Source organism: Paenarthrobacter nitroguajacolicus (genome assembly GCF_029952445.1).
Lineage (GTDB): Bacteria > Actinomycetota > Actinomycetes > Actinomycetales > Micrococcaceae > Arthrobacter > Arthrobacter nitroguajacolicus_B.
Window position 1 is genome coordinate 63129 of sequence record NZ_JAQPPK010000008.1, and the last position, 20244, is coordinate 83372.

A 20244-nucleotide genomic window follows, 5' to 3' on the forward strand; every position below is an offset into this window, starting at 1 on the left:
GGCCTGATTGCCTAGCTCTGCCGCAGTCCGGAATCCGTTCGCAGACAAACCTACGGCAGAGACGGGGAACCCATTTTGGGCCGCTTTCGAGCGTGCCTTGGGGTGAAGTCACGAAGCTTCCGCTGAACAGCGGGAGATAGTGGCCGGGTGACTCCCATCCGAATCCGACAGCTAACCTCGCAGGCATCGGGAGAGGCTCTTTCATGTCTTCACGCATTCTTCGCGGCCGTCGTAAGGCGGACAGCGTACGTCCTAATCCGTTCATCTCCATCTCCAAGGCAGTTGCCAGCAACGCTTCCGGCGCTGGCCGCCAGGCAGCCGTTATCGCAGCAGCTTCGGGCCTCGTCCTGACCGGCTCCGTCGCTGCCCACGCAGCTGAGGCTCCTGTACAGCGCGACTCCAGCCCCGCCACGGTGGCCGAGACCGCATCCGAGGCTCCCACCAAGGTTGTTACCGCCCTCGCGACGGCCACCATCAACTTCGAGCGTCCCGCTGTTGCTTCCGTTGCAGCTCCGGTCATCGAAAAGCCGGCCCCTGTCGTTGAAGCCCCCGTGGCTGAGACTGCGGCCGTCACCGCCGCATCGGCTCCTGTCACCGCCCAGGCTGCAGTTGCTGCTCCGGCCGCTGTTGCTCCTGCTGCCGCTCCGGTAGCTGCTGCTCCCGCTGCCGGTGGCGTCAACGCTGCCATGGTTGCATCGGCTTACGCCCAGATCGGCATTATGCAGGACTGCACCGCCATGGTCGAGCGGGCCCTCGGTTCCGCCGGCATCCCGGTAGGCGACCTCGCCCCCATGCAGTTCATGAACTACGGCAAGGTTGTCAGCGACCCCCAGCCCGGCGACATGATCGTCCAGTCCGGCCACGTTGCCATCTACATCGGCAACGGCCAGGCCATCAGCGGTGGCATCAACGGCAACCAGACGGGCATCCACCCGATCAGCTGGTTGACCGCAACGGGTCCCATCACGTACGTACGCGCTGGCGCATAAGCCTCAAGCTTCAACGCAAAGGCCGGTGTCTTTCGAAGAGAAGATTCTTCGAAAGACACCGGCCTTTGGGCTTTAAGTTCCGATGCTAGGCGATGGCGATACCTGGGCCGCCAGGCAGCGCCACCTTGGAGGAGATTGCCTGGCCCACGGCCTTGGCCTGCCGCAGGACTTCCTTGGGGCTTGGGGTGATGAGCTCGCCCACGCCCACCAGGTGCATTCCAACCGCGCGCATCGCGGAGGCCAGGTTCTGCCCCACCGCTATTCCAAGTTCGGCCAGCATTCGGCGCAACTGGCTTTGAGCGCAGCGTGTCACCACAATATGGTCAGCCAAAAGGATCCCGTTGGCGGTGTGGACTGCCCACTGGCGGGGAGTGGATTCAAGGGGGCCCGCGGCGTGCCCGTTCCGGGTCATGCTCGCAGCCAGCCCGTAGCCGATGTGCTGGGAAGCGTCCGCGCCCAGGAAGTCCAAACGCACGGCCCTGGTGGTGTTGCGGACGTCCAAGTGGTGGCTGGCCGCGTAATTGCGTAAATGGCGGAGGATCTCGTTGCGTTCCTGCATGGAGGCGGGATCGGTGACCTCACAGCGTTGAAGCATGCCTGTATGTACGGCAGGGCCGGAGGCCGACAGTGCGCCGAAGCCATCCACCACTATGGAGCCCACCCCGTAACGGCTGAGTTCACTTGCAACTGCCAAGCCGGACAGGCCGGCTCCGATGACCACGGTAGTAGTGCGTTCCGTGCCGGAATCAGGCGCGTGTGACACTGCTTGGTTCCTCCTTGACGTGTGTGCCTTGCGGCATCGCGTGGGATCGCGTCCGAGTTCCCCAAGCGGCCGCAAATAAATGGCCGGAGTGTGCTGTAGGACACGTTCACCGGCCATTCGGTGCCTCGAACACTACCGAACTTTTTCGCCCATGGATAGCCTCTCGTGGCAGCGTGTTCCGGGTGTTCATCGGAAGCACGAAATCGCGCTCCAGGAACCGAGCTCCGACTGTTATACACATAGCGCCAACCTGCCTTGATTCGGTCCTGCCGACCGAGAATAGTGGGCATTGGACGGAGAAATTCCTGATTTCTCCGGCCCTGGCCATTGACAATGGAGCCATCAGGGAATCCGATGCGGAAAACCTCTGGCAGAATGGCCGGAACATCAAGCAGTAGGTGGAGAGGCGGGCCCCAAATGGACCAGCACGGCAGACACAGTGAAGAGCCACAGGACGGCGAAGGCGTGACGGTGGCACCGGGCGGCATCGTCGTTGGAGTGGACGGTTCGGAACACGGGCAGTGCGCCTTGGTGTGGGCCGCGCGTGAAGCAGAACGCAGGCAGCTTCCCCTGCACATCGTCACGGCGTACTCGGTTCCCATTTTCGCCGCCTCCGGACTGGACGGCGGCTACGCCACCGTTGACGATTCGGTCATTCGCGAGGGCGCGGAAGCCATTGTCAGGCAGGCTCTGGACAAGGTCTCAAGGTATTCCATCGACGTCGATGCGTCAGTTGAAAACGGCGACGCAGCCGGTGTGCTGTTGGATCTTTCGGCAGAGGCAGCGCTCCTGGTTTTCGGCAGCCGCGGCCGTGGTGGTTTCGTCGGACGGTTGCTTGGATCGGTCAGCAGCGCCCTGCCTGCGCACGCCAAGTGCCCCACAGTTACTGTTCCGCTGTATTGCGCCGACCGTCTGGGCGAAAATACCGAGGACCGCCACATCAAGGCGGAGCACGCCAAATCCGGTCCCCGCACAGTGGAAAATGTGGTCGCAGTGGGCGTCGATGGCTCCGAGCAGGCACGCGTCGCCGTGCTCGAGGCAGCTGAGCAGGCCCAGCGAATGGGGGCCACGCTACGGGTTATTTGCGCTGTCCCGCAGTACAGCGGCTCGTTGGCCTGGGTACCGGCTCCATTGGACCGGGACGCCCTGTTTGCCGATATCAAAGTCCAGCTCGAAGCAGGGGTCGCTTGGTTGAAGAGCCACTTCCCGCAATTGACCATCGAGACGGACCTCCGGGACGGTTCACCTGTCGACGTACTGGTGGAAACAAGCCGCAGCGTGGAATTGGTGGTTCTGGGCACGCGTGGCCGCGGCGGATTTGCGGGCATGCTTCTGGGCTCCACCTCCGACGGTGTCCTGCACCATGCCAAGGGACCGGTATTGGTGGTTCCTGACCGTGAGGATCCCCGGCTGGCGGACCGCGATAAGTTTGGGCCGATGCTCGGCGCGGCTTAGGAAACGGGCTTCCGGTGTTCACGCTGGACCTTACGGACATCCGTGGGACCATGCTTCCCCAGGTGGGTGGGAAAGCCGCGAACCTGGGCGAGTTGGCCAGCGCCGGCTTGCCCGTGCCAGCGGGCTTTTGCCTGACCACGGATGCCTACCGGCGCGCACTGTCCACCAGTGGCCTGGACGAGGTCTGCTCGGCCTTGGAGTCGACCAGCACAGTGGACCTTCCGCAGCTGAACCAGCTCGCCGGGCAGGCCCGCTCCCTGGTGCTCGACGTCGGTGTCCCTGCGGAGATCGCTGAAGCGGTGCGGTCCGCCTATGCGGCGTTGGGGCATGAGGTCCCGGTTGCAGTCAGATCCTCCGCAACAGCCGAAGACCTGCCGTTCGCCAGCTTCGCCGGTCAACAGGACACTTTCCTGAACATCGTGGGCGTGGACTCGGTATTGGACGCTGTGAGCCGCTGCTGGGCTTCGCTGTGGACTGACCGTGCCGTGACCTACCGGGCCACCAACGGCATTGACCACGCTTCTGCGGCCCTGGCTGTCGTCGTCCAAGAGATGGTGGATTCCACCGTTGCAGGTGTCATGTTCACAGCCAATCCCGTAACGGGCAAAAGATCCGAGTCGGTGATCGATGCGAGCCCCGGTCTGGGGGAGGCCGTGGTGTCGGGCGCCGTGAATCCGGACCAGTACATCGTGGACACGGTCAGTGGTTCCATTCTGAAACGTGCGGTAGGCGACCGGCAGGTGGAGATCCGGTCCATGCCGGGAGGTGGCACGCAACGGGTGGAACGAACCCGCCAGGAAGCCCGCCAGGAAGCAGCTATTCAACCCTGCCTCAGTGACCTGCAGATCAGGGATCTTGCCGGGCTGGGCCAAGTGGTGGAAAAACACTATGGGGCTCCCCAGGACACGGAATGGGCCCTGGATGCCGACGGAAAACTATGGCTGACCCAGGCCCGGCCCATCACCACCCTTTACCCGCAAACCACGCGCAGGCCTCCGGCGCCCGAAGTCCATGCCTTCTTGAACTTCAGCCTCGCCCAAGGCCTCACCAGGCCGCTGACGCCCATGGGCCTGGCCGGCATCCGCCTCATAGCTTCGTGTGTTGCCAAAACCGCAGGTTTCGCTGTCCCGGATCCCAGATCGGGGCCGTCGCCCTATTACGAGGCCGGCCAGCGTATTTTCTTCGATCTGACGTCTGCGCTGCGGAGTCGGGTGGGCCGGAAAATTGTGCCCCGGGTATTCGATGTCATGGAAGCCCGGTCAGCCATGTTGATGCGGGGCTTGTTCGGTGACCCCCGTTTTTCGGTGACCAGCAGGACACCGCTGAAGCTCATCCGCCACGTTGCCCCCGTGGCCGCCAAATACCGCGTTCCGGAAACGCTGTTCCTGGGCTTGTTCCGCCCGGAAGCTGCCATGGACCGTGTGGAGCGACTCAATTCGGATCTCCGGAAAACCATCACAGTCCCAGCCCAGGCCACCGCCCATCAGCGGGTAGCCCATGTCCAAAGAATCCTTGGCGCGGAAGTCTTTGCCACAGTGCCCCAGGTGTTGCCCCTTCCGGTCCTGGGCTTTGCTCTGCTGGCGCTTGTGGGGCGGATTCTTGGTGAACAAGCCTCGTACGACGAACTTCAGGCCGTGATACGTGGACTGCCGAACAACGTCACCACGGAGATGGATCTGGCCCTATGGCAGCTCGCTTCGGAGATCCGGGAAGATCCCGACGCCGCTGCCTCCATGGCGGGTAAAACGGCGGAAACGCTGGTGGAACAGTATCGGGACGCCACACTGCCGGTGGTGGCCCAAGCAGGCCTGGATAGGTTCCTGCGTACCTTCGGGCTTCGCGCCGTTGCGGAGATCGATCTCGGCATGCCCCGATGGGTAGATAATCCCACCCACATCCTGGGCGTTCTCGCCAACTATCTGAGGCTCCAGCCAGGTTCCGGGGACCCCCACCAGCAGTTCCGGAAGGCAGCCGGGGAAGCCGACAAGCAAGTGGCCAGGTTCGTGGCCCGTGCCAGATCCATCAGCCCGCTCCATGCGCTGGTGGTGCGCGCAGCGTTGGACCGGACGCGAAGATTCGCAGGCTTGCGGGAGTTGCCCAAGTACAACCTCATTCTGGGAATCGCCGCGGCCCGGGAACAGCTGCTCCTGGTGGGGCAGGAACTTGCAGCATCGCAACGGATCGAGCAGCCGGAGGACGTTTTCTTCCTGGACCTGGACGCCGTTGAAAATGCCTTGGCGGGCGAGGACCGGCGTGGTGCAGTTGCCGGGCACCGGGCGGCCTACGAACAAGAACTCCGGCGCAGGCACATTCCCCGGTTGCTGTTGTCCGACGGCACGGAGCCTGAGGCCGCAGCGGGGGCCAACGTTCAACAGCGCCCGGGCACCCTGTCCGGCAGTCCGGCGTCGGCAGGGCTGGTAACCGCACCTGCACGGGTCATCATGGACCCGGTCGGGGCGCATTTGGAGCCAGGCGAGATTCTCGTGGCTCCGTCCACGGACCCGGGTTGGACCCCGCTGTTCCTCACCGCCGGCGGCTTGGTCATGGAGATGGGCGGCCCGAATTCGCATGGCGCTGTGGTGGCACGTGAGTACGGAATCCCGGCTGTGGTGGGAGTTCCGGACGCAACAATCCGGCTAAGCACTGGCCAGCTCATCACCGTCGACGGCGGGGCCGGAACGGTCGGCACGGAAGACCCGGAAGGCGCAGAAAACAGCACCGTCTAAGCGTGCTGGTGCGATTCGTGCTCGGAATGGCTGACGGGCTCCAACTGGAACGTGCAGTGTTCGGTGTCAAAATGCCGGCCGAGGCAGGATCCCAACTGGTCCAGGATGCTGTCTGCTCCAGTGGCGTTAAGGACGTCGTCTTCCACCACCACGTGCGCTGAGAACACGGGAACCCCTGAAGTGATGGTCCAGATGTGGATATCGTGCGCCTCCACCACGCCGTCAACGGCCATGATGTGTTCGCGGATCATGTTCACATCCACGCCCTTTGGCGTGGCTTCAAGGAGTACATCCACGACGTCGCGGAGCAGATGCCAGGCACGGGGAATGATCATCAGGGCTATGAGCACCGAGGCGATGGGGTCGGCCGCCGAGAATCCGGTGGTCATGATGACGATCGCTGCCACGATGACGGCGATGGAACCCAGGAGATCGCCCAGGACCTCCAGGTAGGCGCCCCGCACGTTGAGGCTTTCCTTTTGGGCTCCTTGCAGGATCAGCAGTGAGACCAGGTTGGCAACAGCGCCCAGAATGGCGGCCCACAGCATTACGTCAGTATGGATCTCGGTGGTTTCACCAAACCGCCTGATCGCTTCGATCATGATCACCACCGCGATCACGATGAGGATCAGGGCGTTGGCCAATGCCGCGAGGACCTCGGCGCGCTGGTAGCCGTAGGTCCGCTGATCACTGGCCGGTCGGGTGGCGATCCATGCGGCCATCAGCGCAATGAAGACGCCTGCGGCGTCGGAAAGCATGTGTCCGGCATCGGCCAGCAGTGCCAGCGAACCGGAGACGACGGCGCCAATCACCTGGATGCCCACCACGCCCAGCGTGATGCACAAGACGGCGATCAGCCGTTTTCGGTGCTTGCCGGTTGCAGTGACGCCGTGCGAGTGGTTGTGATCATGCCCCATGGTTATAAGGCTAGCCCCAGCCGAGCTCATGCAGGCGGTCGTCGTCTATCCCGAAGTGGTGCGCGATCTCGTGGACCACGGTGATGGCAACCTCGTCGATGACTTCCTGCCGGCTACCGCAGATATTCAAAATGGGCTGGCGGAAAATGGTGATCCGGTCCGGTAGGGAGCCGGCGTCCCACCACGAATCCCGTTCGGTCAGCGGCACGCCCTCGTACAGCCCCAACAACACGGTGTCCGGGTTCTCGCCCGGCTGCGGCGTGTAATCGTCCTCAATGAAGATTGCCACATTGTCCATGGCACGGGCGGCTTTGGCTGGAATCAGTTGCAGGGCATCGCTGACGGCTTCCTCAAAATCCTCCGGCGACATCTCGAACGGAGGGAGGTGCGCGCCGCTTCGGTTCGGCAACGGCGAAAACGGCCGCTCGCCGTCGGGAACTATGGGAAGTCCGGGAGGAAGATTCGCGGGCATGACTCGACTTTAGTCTCCCGTGGCAGTAATGGCGCCCCGTGTGATGAGGGATACTGAACTCAGTCCCTTTCCGATAGACACAGGAACCGCATGACTTCCACCGCTTCCCCCCTGTCTGAACCCCTCGACGTCGTCGTTGTGGGTGAGGCGCTGATCGATATCGTGCAGTCGCCCGACGGACAAGCCGAGTACCCCGGCGGCTCGCCCACCAACGTCGCTTACGGGCTGGGCCGGCTGGATGTGAAAGCCGGCCTTTTGACGGCGATCGGCCGCGACCAGCGGGGTGACGCGATTGCAGCACACCTCCAGAGCGCCGGCGTGGTGCTGCTGCCCGGGTCCCAATCGATGGGCAAGACGGCGACGGCGACAGCCCGGATAGCTGCCGACGGCTCGGCCGCTTATACGTTCGACATCGAGTGGGCGCTGGCGCCGCTCGCCCTGCCGTATGCACCGAGGATCCTTCACACCGGGTCCATCGCCACGTTCCTGGAACCAGGGGCAGGGGTGGTCCGGAGTTTGTTGGAGCAGGCGCAGGGTGGCTGCTTGGTCACCTATGACCCCAATATCCGCACCGACCTGTTGGGCAGCCATCACGAGGCCCTGGCTTTGTTTGAGGAGATTGTGCCGTTGACGGATGTCGTCAGGATGAGCGCTTCTGACGCCCACTGGCTTTATCCGGGCAAGGCGCTCGAGGACATCGCGAGCCACCTGCTGACGTTGGGAACCACCTTGGCGGTCATGACGGAGGGGGCGAAAGGCTCCCTGATGGCCACCCGCCACATACAGCTCCGTGTCCGCGCCGTGCCGTCCACGGTGGCCGACACCATCGGCGCGGGCGATTCCTACATGTCGGCCCTCATCATGGGGCTCTTGTTGCGTGGCAGTGACGGGCTGGCGCCGACTGTGCTTGAACGGATCGGCAACATCGCGTCGATGGCAGCGGCCATTACTGTTGGGCGGCCAGGGGCCAACCCGCCCACACACCGGGAGCTTTTGGCGGAGATGGCCCGCTAGCTGCAGGATTGGCCCTGGCTGTGGGGTCAGCCAGGGCGGCTGGGTTATCGCTGTCTGCTGGTCAGCCCGAGCGGCGCCGCGTGAGTCCCACGCCAACCAGGCACACCACGCCACCGATCAGTCCCCAAATGCTGGGGACTTCCTGGAGGACGGCCCAGGAAATCAGGATTGTCGTGCCCGGGACCAGGTACGTCGTGGCAGCCAGCTTCCCAGCCGAGATCAGCGAGAGCGCATAGGCCCAGGTGGTGAAGGCGATTGCGGTGGGGAAGATGCCGAGATACACCAGGCCGAGCGTGGCTGGAAGCGGTGCCGCCTGGACCTCGGACACCAGCTGGCCCGCCCATGGCAGGCAGCAAACGGCACCGACCATGATGCCGAACCAGGTTGCCTGGCCCGCGGAGAATTTGCGGAGCACCGGTTTCTGCAGGATCGCGCTCACCGAGGCGAGCACAGCGGCAAGCAGGCACAACAACACTCCGGCGACATCCGCCGTCGAACGTTGTCCGGAACCCAAGGCGATCATCGCGACGCCGCAGAACGCTACCCCGCTGCCGATCAGCAGCCACCGCGGGAAGCCCTCCTTGAGGAAGAACCCGGCGAGGATGGCGATGAGGATGGGCGAGACATTGATCAGCATCGCGCTGGTTCCGGCGTCGAGGAGGTGTTCGGCTGCGTTCAGGGCAACGTTGTAGCCACCGAACCACATCACCCCGTAGGCCGCGATCGGCAACCACTCCCGGCCGCGCGGCCAGACTTTCAGCGTCGGCAGCACCACGATGCCAAGCACGACGGCGGCGACCGCCAACCGTCCCAGGGTCAAGGACCCGGGGGAGAAGCTTGGGCCGACCGCGCGGATGCCCACGAAGGCCGAAGCCCAAAGGACAACTGTGACGATGACGGCCGCAATGCCGGCTTTGCTGATGGTTGCGCCCGGCGCGGGGGTGGTGCGCGGGGGCAAGCCTGGGGATGGTTGGCCGGGTTCGGCCGGGGAGGTGGTTGTCATGAGCCAAATCTATCCGGGGATCGGCCAGGGCGGCTGGCGGTTTTCGGACGCGGTAGGACAAGATCCTGCCAATGTTCGGCGTCGCCGGTCCGAGGGCGCCACGAGGGGTGACCTCTCAACTCTTTCAAGCCCTCAAAAGGGTGGGACCTCACCCCTCACCGCCCTCTGCATCGAGCGTCCGGGGAGGCGCTCAAGCCTCGATTTGGGAATATCGGCATCTATGCTCTAAAGTTTTAGAGTCCAGTTCGGACGAGCGAGACACGGAAAGAACGCGTAGAGCGTCCTTTTTCTTTGCGAAATCCGAATTGAGTTCAGGCCCCCATCGTCTAGCGGCCTAGGACACCGCCCTTTCACGGCGGCGGCACGGGTTCGAATCCCGTTGGGGGTACGCAAGGAAGTGGTAAATCGGATGAAAAAAGTCTGGTAAGCTAGAAGCCTTGAAAAAAACGCGGTAGAGATACTGCAAACGCAAGGCCCTGTAGCGCAGTTGGTTAGCGCGCCGCCCTGTCACGGCGGAGGTCGCGGGTTCAAGTCCCGTCAGGGTCGCTCTGAGTGCCGAAGAAATTCGGTTCTCAAGGTGACATGTCACCTAGGCTCTGTAGCTCAGTTGGTAGAGCGTTCGACTGAAAATCGAAAGGTCACCGGATCGACGCCGGTCGGAGCCACCACTGGGAAGCATCAGTTCTTCGGAACTGGTGCTTTTCTTCTTTAACACTTGGCTTGGGTTAAAAGCTGTCATGCAAAACGGCCGACGCCGGCACCCGGGTGGTGCCGGCGTCAACCGATTCTGGTGCGCCGCTGCTACGACTTCAGCTTCGGCTTCACATCTTTGGTGTAGATGGCTTCCAGAGTTCCTTTGAGATCTGTCAGCGTTGCTTTGACATCTGCTTTCTCGTTCATGATCCGCGTTGCCGCCTTGGCTAGTTCTTGGTCGCCACCGGGCAGGAATGTGCGGGCAAAATCCTGGGTCCTGGTGACCTTCAGTTGGTCCACCACGGTTGCGAACTCCGGTGTCTGGCTGAGGATGGCTGAAATGTCCGCAGCTTCCGACACAGGAGCGTATCCGGTGGCCGCAGACAGCGTTGCTGTGTTCTGGGCATTTGTCATGTGCGTTATGAACATGGCGGCCGCCAGCTGCCGCTCCGGCGATGTCTTGGTGGCGATCACCAGGCCCGAACCGCCCGTGGGACACACGGGAGACTGGCTCGCTGAGCCGCCCGGCAGGAATCCGACGCCGATCCGCATGTTGGCCTCTTTGGCCGCCTTAAGCGTCGTCGCGAGATCCGCGGAGGAACTGATGGTGGCACTGACCGCCCCTGCCTGCAGATCCGTGATCGCATTCTTGGACGAAACACCGGCCCAAGCGTCTTTAACAATGGAGTCCTGCACCCACTGGAGTGCCCTTACCGAAGCCTCGGAGTCGGCCGTGATGTCCCATTCCTTTGACCATCCGCCGCCCTGGCCCCACAGCACGTTTTGGAGAGTCCAGCCTGCATATCCGGCGATTGCGGGGTACTGGTACGCATTTTGGTACCCGGGGGAGGACGTGTTCGCGGCCTTGATCCTGGGGGCCCACTCGGCGAACTCCGCCCACGTCTTGGGCGCTTGCTCCGGTACTCCCGCCGCCTTGAAATGATCCTTGTTGAAATAGAACAGTGGCGTCGACCGGGCATATGGGACGGCCCACTGCGAATCGTCGTATTTGTAGTCACTGATGAGGCCGGCGACGTAGTCGGAGGAGCTCACGTTGACGGCTTTGAGGAGATCATCGATAGGTAGGATGGTCCCCGAAACCGCGTACCTGAACCACCACACGTCCGAGGCCACAACAACGTCAGGAACCTCGTTCCCGGCCTGGGATGTCTGGAATTTCTGAGCAACTTCCTCGTAGTTGGCACCGCCGGTGATCAAGTTCACTGTGATGTTCGGATGGGCTTTTTGGAAGGACTCAATCAGCTTCAGCTCTGTATCCCGCGATTTCCCGGGATGGCTGGACATGAAACTGATACTTGCGGCCGGTTTGATTTTGGACCAATCCACTGACGCCGACGGCTTACCCGCTGAGCTTCCGTCGGTGGACGGTCCTGCACACGCTGCGACTGCCAGGGTGCCGAGGCTTGCTCCTGCGACGGCGAGGAACTGCTTGCGCGAATACTCTTTGGACATGCGGAAGTTGCCTTTCTGTTGGTTGCTGAAGATAAGTGAGGGTGCCTGTCAGCCGGTGACTGATCCCTGGGTAAGTCCTGAGACGATGTATCGCTGCAAGGCCGCGAATATGACGAGGATCGGAAGCAACACGATGACGGCGCCGGCCATGAGCATGCCCCAGTTCTGGGTGCTTCCGTCACTGTTGACCAGCTGTGTCAACCCAACGGGCAGGGTCATCATGTCGGGATGGTCGGTCACGATGAGGGGCCAGATGTACTCATTCCACTCGGAAACGATGGTTACCAGGCCGACTGTCGCGATGCTTGGCACGGAAACCGGAACCACGATCTTCCACAGCTTTCGCCAATGGCCGGCACCATCGATCTCGGCAGATTCGAGAATTGCGGGCGGCAGGGTAAGGAAGTGTTGGCGAAGCAAGAACGTGCCAAAGGCCGTGCCCAAACCGGGGAGGATTATTCCCCAGTACGTGTTCAGACCGCCCATGCTCGCGATGAGCACGTAGTTCGGGAGCACGGAAACCTGTGGCGGGACCATGAGGGCCACGAGAATCAAAAGGAAAATAACTCTCTTGAAGGGGAACCGGACGAAGACGAGCGCATAGGCTGTGAAAATTGCCAGAACACACTTGAGCGCTGAACCAACAGCAGTCACGATGACGCTGTTGAGGAAAAACCTGGGGAAGGGCACAGTCGAGGTCGCGTCCAGATAGTTCTGGGGGCCGGGATTTTTGGGCAGGAGCGCAAGGCCGGTGGTCACAATCTCACCCGGTGCCTTTAGCGAAGACATCATCATCCAGAGGAGCGGCACAAAGACAACGAGGGTTGCGAGTGCGAGCGGGATGTAGCCGCCGGCGATTGTCATGCCCAGGTTCCGCCAGGACAGGGACCGGACGCGTGGAGGAGGGTCTTGGGCGGGTTTCGTTCTCATGAGTAATGAACCTTTCGTTCGACGAACCTCAACTGCACGGCCGTCATTATGAGCAAACCAGCGAACAGCACAACCGAAATGGCGGCCGAGTAGCCTGCCCTGTTGTAGGAGCCAAATGCCTGGACGTAGGAGTCGAAGATGAGTGTGCTTGTCCCGTTCCCGGAGGGTGTCATGATCCGGATGATGTCGAAGGCCTGCAGCGAACTCAGCAGTGACGTGATCAGCAGGAAGAAAGTCGTCGGCGAAAGGAGCGGAACCACAATTGTCCGGAAACGGCGGAAGCTGGTGGCCCCATCCAAAGAAGCAGCTTCCATCAACTGGGGAGGAATCGACTGGAGGCCCGCCAGATACACCACCGCGCAGTAGCCAAGGTTCTTCCAGATATAGACGACGATGATCATGACCAAGGCCAACTTTGGATCATTGACCCACTGTGGGCTGATTTGACCGAGGGAACGAAGGAACCACGACAATGCGCCGTAAGTTGGGTCGAAGATAAAGAGCCACACCAGCCCGACGCCGACGCCTGATAAGACATACGGCGCGAAGACCACGGCTCGCGCGAAGGTGCGCCCCTTTAACTTCTGGTTCAGAGCCAACGCGACCAGCAGTCCCAGCGCTCTTGCACCGCCCACGGTTGTCACGGTGAAAATGGCGGTCACGCCCAACACGTTGGCCGCATCGGGGGAGCTGAAAAACTCAACGTAGTTACCCAGCCCCACACTCGTGGCGGAAGCCGCCCCGAGCGTCCAGTCGAGGGTGGAGAAGTAGATGTTGGTGATCAACGGACGATAGGTGAAGAGAATGATCAGGATGACGTTCGGGGCCGCGAAGGCCACAAAAGTCCATGCATCGCGTCGGGTACGTCCGTTCCAACGGCGGTTTTTCCGAAGACTGTTCGCCGGGGTGGCACCTGACGCCGGGGAATGACTACTTGCCTTATCCGGCGGCTCAGTGCCGGTTTCGCCTAAATGATTAGCGTCAACAACGCTCACCGCAGACCTCTGACTTCATCGTCATCGCAGTCTGGGCAGCGTTCATTGGAAGCCAGATGAGGTCTTTGGGCGGTTGACCTGACAATCTAACTTTGTGTCGTGAGTCAAATTACCCACTGCAGCCGATAAGCGCAAGACCGACTCAGAAATAGCCGGAGGTACGGCTCGGCGGACATGTGCTAACGTCCTTACAAAACCGCCGGGCTTGTAGCCGCCACATGGTCAAGCCAGTCGGTGAAAGTTTCCAGACCTTTCGCCGATGGTGGCTCCGGTAGTAGCCGGCGCTCAATCGCTCCGCCAGCCATCTTGGAATTCCCGTCGCCCCAAGGAATTCCCCTCGGATGGCTGTGCCGACGGGGGTTTGCGAGCGGAGTTCATGAACAGGAGCAAATTCGGTGATTTTCAGTGCAGATACCCAGTGGTGGCAGATGTGTGTGGCTTTTGCCGTAGCACTCGTGTTGTCCACAGCTATTGGGTTTGAACGGCAGAGCAAGAACAAGTCCGCCGGAATGAGAACTCATGCCATGGTGGGCTTGGGGGCAGCGCTGTTCATGGTGGTGAGCAAATACGGGTTCAGCGATGTCCTGATGGTCGACCTCGTGCGACTCGATCCGTCGCGGCTTGCCGCGCAGGTAGTGTCCGGCATCGGCTTCATTGGGGCGGGCCTGGTCTTCGTTCGGCGTAACCAAGTCCGGGGCCTGACGACAGCGGCCTCCATTTGGGTGACGGCCGCCGTCGGTACCTCTGCTGGCGCTGGGCTGGTCGTGCCCGCGGTCTTTGTAACGTCAGCCCACTTTGTGATCGTGTACTTCTACCCTTGGGTGACCGGGAGGCTGCGGTTTGGTCTGCCAAACCAATGGCTCCTGCGTGTCACCTATCTGGACGGAGTTGGAGCATTGCGCGACGTGCTTCGTACGTGCACGGAGCAAGGATTCCGTGTCCAAGGATTCACTACAACGCGAGGTTCACAAGAAACGAAACGTGCTGTGGAAAGCCGGATACAAATAAATGAGGCCCTGACAATGGCGGAGTTCATCGAGATCGAATTGGAAATAGAAGGGGCCTTGGCGCCAGCGAATATCGTTGGCCGTTTGTCTCAACTCCCTTCAGTTACCGAAGTTTCCCTCGTAGACGAAACCGATTAGGGATCGTCGCCCGTGAAAGGACCATCCATGTCCGAGATGACCGTTTCCACCTCACCCCGAGGGGTCGCGTCCGCGATTGAAATCCAGGGACATCGCGGCGTACTCGCCACGCGCCATGGGAATACGATGGCCGGTTTTGTCGAAGCCTTGCGGCTTGGCGTGGGCGCGATCGAAGTCGACATTTGGCTCACTTCAGATGCTCAACTTGCGCTGCGCCACGATGCCATTGTCGGTGGCCTGGACATCCGGCAGAGCCTTCTCCGTCACTCAGTGGTTGAAAAGCACCCGGCCACGACGACCGACGTCGACATCGAAATTCGAACGCCGACGCTCTCCGAGCTTCTGGCCCTGCTGCGTTTTGCAGGCGCCACCGACGTGGTCCTTGACATCGAGATCAAGACTGAGGGCGTCCTCTTCGACGAATACGGCCAGAGGATCGTGACGGCATTGTCCGCTGTCTTGCAAGCCCACCGGCACGAACAGGCCATCCGCGTCCGGAGTTTCGATCCACAAATTGTCAGGGCAATGGCAGCCATGTTGCCCGATATCCCCATGGTCGCCCTAAGCCGGCGAGTGTTGGTTCCTTCTCCTGGCCTGTACCCCTTTGAGTCCGGATTGCTCATAGAGGCTGCGATCAACAGCGGCGCTTCCGCGGTGGCGCCCAACGTCGATCTTCTGAACCCTCAGCTCGTGGCCATGGCCCACGCTGCGGGTTTGAAGGTGTATCCGTGGACGTTAACAACGTCCGCACAAATCGCTGAGGCTGTCGGACTCGGCGTAGACGGGATCTGCGTCAACGACATCGCCTTGGCCAGGGACTCGCTGCAGGGCTTGGGGCAGGCCGTACCGGAGAGCAGGCCGATTTGCCTGCCGATGTTGGAGGGCCCGCCTTCCTGAACCGTTCCCGGTTATTGGGGTTCTGTCATTTGTCTTCTGTGCTGGGGCAGCCCCAGGAGTTGGGGTTTTGTTGGCAGGTATCGGCGACGAGGGCTCGTTCTGTTTTCCAGACGTGGATGGTGATCGGTGGTGTGGTGAGGTTGAGGGTTCCGTTGATGGGTAGGGGTGGGCCGTTGTTGACGGAGTAGGTGCCGGTGAAGTTGGTGGTGGCGGTGGCTGGGTAGTTGCCTGTTTCGGTGTAGCTGTGGCTGGTGCGGGTTTGGCTGGTGAGCCATTCGGTTTGGGGGATGGGGTAGCCGGTGGTGGGTGTGGGTCCGAGGGTGGTGCTGTCGCCGAAGGTGTAGGTGTAGTTGGTGGGGGTGGCTGTGAGGTGGACTGTTTGGCCGAGGATGGTGAGGTCGAAGGTTTGGGTGCTGGCGGTGGTGTAGAAGTTGGTGGGTCCGCCTTTGAGGGTGTGGGGGAAGGGCTGGGCTTCGAGGGTTCCTGGGTTGATGGGGAGTTGGCGGAAGTCATTCAGGATCCGGGCTGCGATGTTGGCGAGGACGTTCTCGGGTTGGGGGTCGTACAGGCAGGTAGGTCCGCTGATGGCGGGGTAGTCGGTCCACACTGGATTCGTGATCGACTTTGGAGCCTGCCGCCAGATCACGGGTGTGCCTTCTTCGCCGCCGGGGGTGTTAGGCGGGCAGTTCAAAGTGAGGCAGCCCTTGTCAGGAGTGTCGGAGCCCCCGGAGCGGCAGTGAACGTCGGCCATGTATTGATAGGGATCCTCAGTGGTGGGAGACGTCCCGGGCTTCGGTTCAGATTTTCCGGTTTCGGGGTTGAAGACAAATGTGGCGCCGACTTCTATCTGTCGTTTGTGTCGGTCGGCGCTTACTCGTGTCTCGTCTGACTTTGCGGCGCTGGAGACGAATACGATCTGAAGAAGAAGTAGGAGTAGAACAGCGCCAGACGATGTCAGTCGCTTCATAGCTAGCCCACTATCGATCCGTAGTCGGCAACCTGCCAGCGGCCTTCAACAAATTTTGAGAAGACGGCGTCGGCCGTATTGGTTGCAGCAGAATCCGCCTGCCCCTTGGTGCCAACGGCATCGTAATACTGGATTGCCTCTTGGATAACCTGGACCTTAGCTGACTGAATCTGAGCTGCGCCGTTGATCCACGTGACATCAACTACAGGCGTTGTTAGCCGGCCTCCTGCTAGCCACCTGCCTTCGATGTAGTTCTGTCGGACCGAGTCAGAGTGGGCGATGGCCACCGGAAGCGTCGTATTAGTGATCTTTGTCCATTCCGTAAGGTCACCACTTTCTATCGCGTAGGAGTAGGTTGCATACCAGTACCCAATAAACGCCTCTAACCCCGCCTTTGAGTTCTCCTTCGCGAGCTCGGGCATCACGGGAACCGGCACGTTCTGCGCCCTGCCATTCGCATCTGCGGGCTTGTAAACACCGGGACTGCCCGAAGCAGCTAAAACAGGGGTGACAGACTCGCTTGAGGTGGGCGACGCCGTCGTCGTGCTTATATCCGAAGGAGGCGCGCTGGGGCTGGAGCCGCCCTGGCAACCACTGAGAAGCATCGCTATCCCAACGAAGAGCACCAAGGTTCGCGCACGTAAGGACAATAAAAAGGCATACAGAACGCGTGGCATGGCAAGCTCCCCAGCAGCTGTTTCAGGTGACGTGTCGGCCAGTCTAGGCGTGGTCTTCAGCCGCCTCCCAGCCCAAAAATGGCGGTTGTGGATAACTCGTCTATGGCCTCGGGGCTGTCGCCGACGTATTCTTGGCTCGCCAGCTTGTCACCGCATGCATCCTTTTGGGGGAATTATGATCACCATGGAACGGTCCCGCCTGTCCAAATCCAGTCGCGTTGTAGCCGCTGCGGGACTTGCCGCAATGTTGACGCTCAGCGCTTGTTCCGCGCCGTCACCGGCCGCCCAAAACACGACGACGCCGTCGTCCGAAGCTCCCGCCGCGGAAGTGGGTTCAAGCTCTGCCTCCGCCAGCGCCCCCAGCTCGAACCCGTCGGGAGGAACGGACGGTATCTATGGCCAATTCACGTCCATGTCGGAAGCGTGCCTGTCCGTCAGCGCCACCATGCTGAGCGTCACCATCCTCCCGCTGGCTGCCATGACCGGCGGAAATCCGGACGACATCCAGAAGGCCAAGGACGAGTTGTCGAAAATGCAGGGCAAGGTCCCTGAGGAACTGAAGCCGTCGTTCGAGAAACTGAGGACGTTCACGGAGTCCGCGGGATCGGACTTCAGCAAGTACGGTGACGGCCAGTTCGAGGAACTCATGAAGCCCATCCAGGACTGGACAGAAAAGAACTGCTCCTAGGTCTGAGCACCTGCAGGCCTGCGCGTCTGCGCGGGAGCGCCGCGCAAGCCGCAGCCGCCAGCGCCGCGCGCGCCCCTTGTCTCCAAAGCGTCGTAACTAGACGCTAGGGTGGTACTCAAGAGAAGGGGAGTGCTCCATGGAAGTCCAGAACGTGCAGCCGGATCCTGTGCCTGGGGGCGAGATCTCCGGTACCGGACGCACTATCATCTCCGAGGCGGCGGTGGCGAAAGTGGCGGGCATTGCGGCCCGCTCAGTGCCCGGGGTCTACTCTTTGGGTTCAGGGCCATCGCGGGCTCTAGGCGCAATCCGTGATGCCGTGGGCAGTTCGGACCACGCAGCGGGCGTACGCGCCGAGGTGGGCGAAACGCAAGTGGCCGTGGACATCACCCTGGTGGCCCTCTACGGCCATCCGTTGCATGGCGTCGCCAACCAGGTCCGCGCTGCGGTGTTCCGCGCCGTCGAAGAACTCGTAGGCCTTCAGGTGATCGAAGTGAACATCGAAATCACCGATGTCTTCATTGCGCCGCCGGCCAAGCAGGCCGGAGCCAAGACAGTCGTGGTGGAAAGGGAGGCACTCCAGTGAGCATGACCGTTGTGGGAATCGCGATCGGGGCCTTTGTGGCGTTCATGTCGTTCTCGTTCGGGCTATGGGGCTTCGTAATCTCCCTTCTCTTCATGGGGATCGGAGCACTGCTGGGCCGCGCCGCCGACGGAAAACTGGATCTCCGAAGCGTCCTTGACGCCATTACGGGCCGGCGCTCTTCGTCATGAGCGTGGCTGAGGCTGTGGAATACACCACCAGCCTGGCCGGCCATAACCGGATCAGTACCCAGGCTTTGACTTCCCTGGCCCGCGCCGCTGCCGCCGAGGCACTCGGCGTTGAGGCCAGTGACATCCGCGCCGACTGGACGGACGACGACGGCTTGCTGGCTTTGTCGATTGTCGCGCCCATCAGCGTCCCGGCTTTGACGGAAGTACTCCGGGACCCAAGGCGCGTCCAAGGTTTTGGCGGCTCCATCTGGGACCGTGCCGTGGCTGCCAAGGCCCGAGTCCTGGAGACGGTAACCCGGCTCAGCGGCTCCCAGCTAAGCAGGGTGGACATCAGGATCAGCGGGGCGCACGTCAGGGAGGGAGGCCGCGTTCAATGACCCAGGACCAGGAAACAGAGAACTTCCGGGCAGCCGGCCCGGACCACGGCGCTACGCCTGTAGCGGGAGAAGACGCGGAAATGAGCCGCATTCTGCGTCGCGAGACCCATTCATCGCGGGCCGCTGCAGCTGTCATTGCCGCGGTGCTCGTCATCATTCTTTGCGTTTACGCTTTGCTGGAAGCAGGGGTTCGTGCTGTCGGCCAGCCGCCTTGGCTCGTGGATCCCACTACTGCGGCGCAACGGATCATCGCCCTTCCTGCGGGCATTTCGCCCCTCCTGCTGGGTGCCAGCGGCGCCGTGATCGCGATGGTGGGACTCTTCTTCTTCCTCCAGGCCGTGCTGCCGGGGAGGCGCGCGCGCCATTTGCTGCGTGACCCGCGCACCGCCGTCGTGGTTGATGACGAGGTGCTGGCATCGTCGCTGGCCCGTCGGGCGCGGACGGCGGCCAATGTTACCCAGGAGCAGGTCATGGTGGTGGTTTCCCGCCAGACAGTTGTGGTCAACGTACGGCCGACGTCGGGGAGCCGGGTGAGCCAGGAGGCCGTGCTCGCGGCAGTGCAGGCTGAACTTGAAGAAATGTCGCCGGTGCCCATGCCTGCTGTGCGGGTCAACCTTTCGTCGTCGGGGGTGATCGGGGCGTGAACGGGACACCTCGGGCGCTGAACCGCGTATTGCTCTTCATCATTGGCATAAAACTGCTGGCCGTGGGTCTTCTGCTGGTGCTGCTGGCTACTGTCCCTGCGGTGGCCACATGGTGGCACGGTTGGGCTGCCGGCGTTTGGGCCGGGGCAGAGGACGCTTTCCGGCAGACCCGCTTTCCCGGACGTGAAGAAAGCTGGCTGTGGATCGTGGCGGGCGTGGTCCTGGTGGCCATCATCGTCGCCATGATTGCGTGGCTCTCGCAGCAGGGCAAAGGGCGGGCCAACCTCCTGGTGGCCAGCGAGGATGACAGCGACGTCGACGGCGAAGTCAGGATTGGCGGTGGCGTGGCCGAACAGGCGCTCAGGGCTGCCTTATCGGAGAGAACCGACCTTGCCGGGGCGTCGGTAGCGACGTACGAATTCAGGGGTCAACCGGGCCTTCGAATACGGATTCAACCGCGGCAAGGCGTGGCACCACACCTCCTTGCAGCTGAAGTCTCGCAACTGGTTGAAGCGCTGGATCTCGTCATCGGGCAAAAGACGCCTGTCCTCGTCCACATGGTTTCCGGAGCGAGGTCGCGGTTTACCAAGGCCGAACGGGTCCGCTGACGATGGGGAGCCTGCACAACAGTTTGAAACCAACGGGGGA

Annotated in this window: 21 protein-coding genes, 3 tRNA genes and 1 riboswitch; of the genes, 15 read left to right on the forward strand and 9 right to left on the reverse strand. The window is 61.9% G+C overall.

Going from position 1 to position 20244, the window contains the following annotated elements; translation table 11 throughout:
• Positions 1-32: 32 nt before the first annotated feature.
• Positions 33-200: riboswitch (cyclic di-AMP (ydaO/yuaA leader) on the forward strand.
• 3 nt (positions 201-203) lie between these two features.
• Entirely contained in the window at positions 204-989 is a 786-nt protein-coding gene (locus tag PJL15_RS07390; protein ID WP_281450538.1) for an NlpC/P60 family protein, read from the forward strand.
• Between the two features lie 85 nt (positions 990-1074).
• Here the strand turns inward: PJL15_RS07390 and PJL15_RS07395 are convergent, their stop codons facing one another.
• The gene (locus tag PJL15_RS07395) at positions 1075-1752 is read right to left on the reverse strand and encodes an FAD-dependent monooxygenase (RefSeq protein WP_281450539.1); all 678 of its coding nucleotides are present in this window, start codon (positions 1750-1752) and stop codon (positions 1075-1077) included.
• Between the two features lie 417 nt (positions 1753-2169).
• On the opposite strand from PJL15_RS07395, the gene PJL15_RS07400 reads away from it, so the two are divergent.
• Together PJL15_RS07400 and PJL15_RS07405 are read left to right on the forward strand one after the other, a co-directional pair.
• Positions 2170-3207, forward strand: a complete 1038-nt coding sequence (locus tag PJL15_RS07400; protein WP_281450540.1) for a universal stress protein — start codon at positions 2170-2172, stop codon at positions 3205-3207.
• A gap of 50 nt (positions 3208-3257) precedes the next feature.
• Complete coding sequence (locus tag PJL15_RS07405; protein ID WP_281450642.1) at positions 3258-5933, forward strand: PEP/pyruvate-binding domain-containing protein; 2676 nt, start codon at positions 3258-3260, stop codon at positions 5931-5933.
• Here the strand turns inward: PJL15_RS07405 and PJL15_RS07410 are convergent.
• Positions 5930-6850 carry a cation diffusion facilitator family transporter gene (locus PJL15_RS07410; RefSeq protein ID WP_281450541.1) on the reverse strand — a complete coding sequence of 307 codons (921 nt, stop codon included), beginning with the start codon at positions 6848-6850 and terminating at the stop codon, positions 5930-5932. The two genes, PJL15_RS07405 and PJL15_RS07410, sit on opposite strands and share 4 nt — an antisense overlap.
• A gap of 10 nt (positions 6851-6860) precedes the next feature.
• Positions 6861-7322 (reverse strand): metallopeptidase family protein, encoded by a 462-nt coding sequence (locus PJL15_RS07415; RefSeq protein ID WP_281450542.1) that lies wholly within the window; start codon positions 7320-7322, stop codon positions 6861-6863.
• Positions 7323-7412: 90 nt separating this feature from the next.
• On the opposite strand from PJL15_RS07415, the gene PJL15_RS07420 reads away from it, so the two are divergent.
• Positions 7413-8336 carry a PfkB family carbohydrate kinase gene (locus tag PJL15_RS07420; protein WP_189019644.1) on the forward strand — a complete coding sequence of 308 codons (924 nt, stop codon included), beginning with the start codon at positions 7413-7415 and terminating at the stop codon, positions 8334-8336.
• 61 nt (positions 8337-8397) lie between these two features.
• Here the strand turns inward: PJL15_RS07420 and PJL15_RS07425 are convergent, their stop codons facing one another.
• Entirely contained in the window at positions 8398-9339 is a 942-nt protein-coding gene (locus PJL15_RS07425) for a DMT family transporter (protein WP_281450543.1), read from the reverse strand.
• A gap of 315 nt (positions 9340-9654) precedes the next feature.
• Between PJL15_RS07425 and PJL15_RS07430 the strand changes: the two genes are divergently transcribed.
• The 3 genes from PJL15_RS07430 (at position 9655) to PJL15_RS07440 (ending at position 10007) form a co-directional block, all read left to right on the forward strand.
• Positions 9655-9727 (forward strand) — tRNA-Glu (locus PJL15_RS07430).
• Between the two features lie 84 nt (positions 9728-9811).
• A tRNA-Asp gene (locus tag PJL15_RS07435) sits at positions 9812-9885 on the forward strand.
• 46 nt (positions 9886-9931) lie between these two features.
• Positions 9932-10007: transfer RNA gene (locus PJL15_RS07440), tRNA-Phe, on the forward strand.
• A 133-nt stretch (positions 10008-10140) separates the two neighbouring features.
• On the opposite strand, the gene PJL15_RS07445 is transcribed toward PJL15_RS07440, so the two are convergent.
• From PJL15_RS07445 to PJL15_RS07455, 3 genes are read right to left on the reverse strand one after another with little or no spacing between them, the layout of a single operon-like run.
• The gene (locus tag PJL15_RS07445; protein ID WP_281450544.1) at positions 10141-11505 is read right to left on the reverse strand and encodes an ABC transporter substrate-binding protein; all 1365 of its coding nucleotides are present in this window, start codon (positions 11503-11505) and stop codon (positions 10141-10143) included.
• 48 nt (positions 11506-11553) lie between these two features.
• The gene (locus tag PJL15_RS07450; RefSeq protein ID WP_281450545.1) at positions 11554-12435 is read right to left on the reverse strand and encodes a carbohydrate ABC transporter permease; all 882 of its coding nucleotides are present in this window, start codon (positions 12433-12435) and stop codon (positions 11554-11556) included.
• On the reverse strand, positions 12432-13274 hold the full coding sequence (locus PJL15_RS07455; protein ID WP_281450546.1) for a carbohydrate ABC transporter permease: 843 nt from the start codon (positions 13272-13274) through the stop codon (positions 12432-12434). Before PJL15_RS07455 ends, PJL15_RS07450 begins: the two co-directional genes overlap by 4 nt.
• Positions 13275-13825: 551 nt before the next feature.
• On the opposite strand from PJL15_RS07455, the gene PJL15_RS07460 reads away from it, so the two are divergent.
• Together PJL15_RS07460 and PJL15_RS07465 are read left to right on the forward strand one after the other, a co-directional pair.
• Complete coding sequence (locus PJL15_RS07460; RefSeq protein ID WP_281450547.1) at positions 13826-14575, forward strand: MgtC/SapB family protein; 750 nt, start codon at positions 13826-13828, stop codon at positions 14573-14575.
• Positions 14576-14602: 27 nt separating this feature from the next.
• Positions 14603-15472: a glycerophosphodiester phosphodiesterase gene (locus PJL15_RS07465; protein WP_281450548.1), complete on the forward strand. Its 870-nt coding sequence runs from the start codon at positions 14603-14605 to the stop codon at positions 15470-15472.
• Positions 15473-15497: 25 nt separating this feature from the next.
• Here the strand turns inward: PJL15_RS07465 and PJL15_RS07470 are convergent, their stop codons facing one another.
• Both PJL15_RS07470 and PJL15_RS07475 read right to left on the reverse strand, forming a co-directional pair.
• Positions 15498-16223, reverse strand: a complete 726-nt coding sequence (locus PJL15_RS07470; RefSeq protein ID WP_281450549.1) for a hypothetical protein — start codon at positions 16221-16223, stop codon at positions 15498-15500.
• A 218-nt stretch (positions 16224-16441) separates the two neighbouring features.
• Positions 16442-17116, reverse strand: coding sequence for a DUF6318 family protein (locus tag PJL15_RS07475; protein ID WP_348651478.1), 675 nt, complete (start codon positions 17114-17116; stop codon positions 16442-16444).
• Between the two features lie 184 nt (positions 17117-17300).
• On the opposite strand from PJL15_RS07475, the gene PJL15_RS07480 reads away from it, so the two are divergent.
• The 6 genes from PJL15_RS07480 to PJL15_RS07505 all read left to right on the forward strand — a co-directional run bounded on the left by PJL15_RS07480 (position 17301) and on the right by PJL15_RS07505 (position 20204).
• On the forward strand, positions 17301-17804 hold the full coding sequence (locus PJL15_RS07480) for a hypothetical protein (RefSeq protein ID WP_281450550.1): 504 nt from the start codon (positions 17301-17303) through the stop codon (positions 17802-17804).
• Between the two features lie 136 nt (positions 17805-17940).
• Positions 17941-18387, forward strand: coding sequence for an Asp23/Gls24 family envelope stress response protein (locus PJL15_RS07485; protein ID WP_281450551.1), 447 nt, complete (start codon positions 17941-17943; stop codon positions 18385-18387).
• Complete coding sequence (locus PJL15_RS07490; RefSeq protein ID WP_144661797.1) at positions 18384-18575, forward strand: DUF2273 domain-containing protein; 192 nt, start codon at positions 18384-18386, stop codon at positions 18573-18575. Before PJL15_RS07485 ends, PJL15_RS07490 begins: the two co-directional genes overlap by 4 nt.
• A complete protein-coding gene (locus PJL15_RS07495) occupies positions 18572-18952 on the forward strand; it encodes a hypothetical protein (RefSeq protein WP_281450552.1) in 381 nt (126 codons plus the stop codon). The genes PJL15_RS07490 and PJL15_RS07495 overlap by 4 nt, the downstream gene beginning before the upstream one ends.
• On the forward strand, positions 18949-19596 hold the full coding sequence (locus tag PJL15_RS07500; protein ID WP_281450553.1) for a DUF6286 domain-containing protein: 648 nt from the start codon (positions 18949-18951) through the stop codon (positions 19594-19596). The genes PJL15_RS07495 and PJL15_RS07500 overlap by 4 nt, the downstream gene beginning before the upstream one ends.
• A complete protein-coding gene (locus PJL15_RS07505; protein WP_281450554.1) occupies positions 19593-20204 on the forward strand; it encodes a hypothetical protein in 612 nt (203 codons plus the stop codon). The genes PJL15_RS07500 and PJL15_RS07505 overlap by 4 nt, the downstream gene beginning before the upstream one ends.
• The last annotated feature ends 40 nt before the right edge of the window (positions 20205-20244 follow it).

What these genes read in the sequence shown, in the direction of transcription:
- PJL15_RS07390 (WP_281450538.1), top strand. Translation starts at nt 204, where the DNA reads ATGTCTTCACGCATTCTTCGCGGCCGTCGTAAGGCGGACAGCGTACGT.
- PJL15_RS07400 (WP_281450540.1), top strand. Translation starts at nt 2,170, where the DNA reads ATGGACCAGCACGGCAGACACAGTGAAGAGCCACAGGACGGCGAAGGC.
- PJL15_RS07405 (WP_281450642.1), top strand. Translation starts at nt 3,258, where the DNA reads ATGCTTCCCCAGGTGGGTGGGAAAGCCGCGAACCTGGGCGAGTTGGCC.
- PJL15_RS07410 (WP_281450541.1), bottom strand. Translation starts at nt 6,850, where the DNA reads ATGGGGCATGATCACAACCACTCGCACGGCGTCACTGCAACCGGCAAG.
- PJL15_RS07415 (WP_281450542.1), bottom strand. Translation starts at nt 7,322, where the DNA reads ATGCCCGCGAATCTTCCTCCCGGACTTCCCATAGTTCCCGACGGCGAG.
- PJL15_RS07420 (WP_189019644.1), top strand. Translation starts at nt 7,413, where the DNA reads ATGACTTCCACCGCTTCCCCCCTGTCTGAACCCCTCGACGTCGTCGTT.
- PJL15_RS07425 (WP_281450543.1), bottom strand. Translation starts at nt 9,339, where the DNA reads ATGACAACCACCTCCCCGGCCGAACCCGGCCAACCATCCCCAGGCTTG.
- PJL15_RS07445 (WP_281450544.1), bottom strand. Translation starts at nt 11,505, where the DNA reads ATGTCCAAAGAGTATTCGCGCAAGCAGTTCCTCGCCGTCGCAGGAGCA.
- PJL15_RS07450 (WP_281450545.1), bottom strand. Translation starts at nt 12,435, where the DNA reads ATGAGAACGAAACCCGCCCAAGACCCTCCTCCACGCGTCCGGTCCCTG.
- PJL15_RS07465 (WP_281450548.1), top strand. Translation starts at nt 14,603, where the DNA reads ATGTCCGAGATGACCGTTTCCACCTCACCCCGAGGGGTCGCGTCCGCG.
- PJL15_RS07470 (WP_281450549.1), bottom strand. Translation starts at nt 16,223, where the DNA reads ATGGCCGACGTTCACTGCCGCTCCGGGGGCTCCGACACTCCTGACAAG.
- PJL15_RS07475 (WP_348651478.1), bottom strand. Translation starts at nt 17,116, where the DNA reads ATGCCACGCGTTCTGTATGCCTTTTTATTGTCCTTACGTGCGCGAACC.
- PJL15_RS07480 (WP_281450550.1), top strand. Translation starts at nt 17,301, where the DNA reads ATGGAACGGTCCCGCCTGTCCAAATCCAGTCGCGTTGTAGCCGCTGCG.
- PJL15_RS07485 (WP_281450551.1), top strand. Translation starts at nt 17,941, where the DNA reads ATGGAAGTCCAGAACGTGCAGCCGGATCCTGTGCCTGGGGGCGAGATC.
- PJL15_RS07495 (WP_281450552.1), top strand. Translation starts at nt 18,572, where the DNA reads ATGAGCGTGGCTGAGGCTGTGGAATACACCACCAGCCTGGCCGGCCAT.
- PJL15_RS07500 (WP_281450553.1), top strand. Translation starts at nt 18,949, where the DNA reads ATGACCCAGGACCAGGAAACAGAGAACTTCCGGGCAGCCGGCCCGGAC.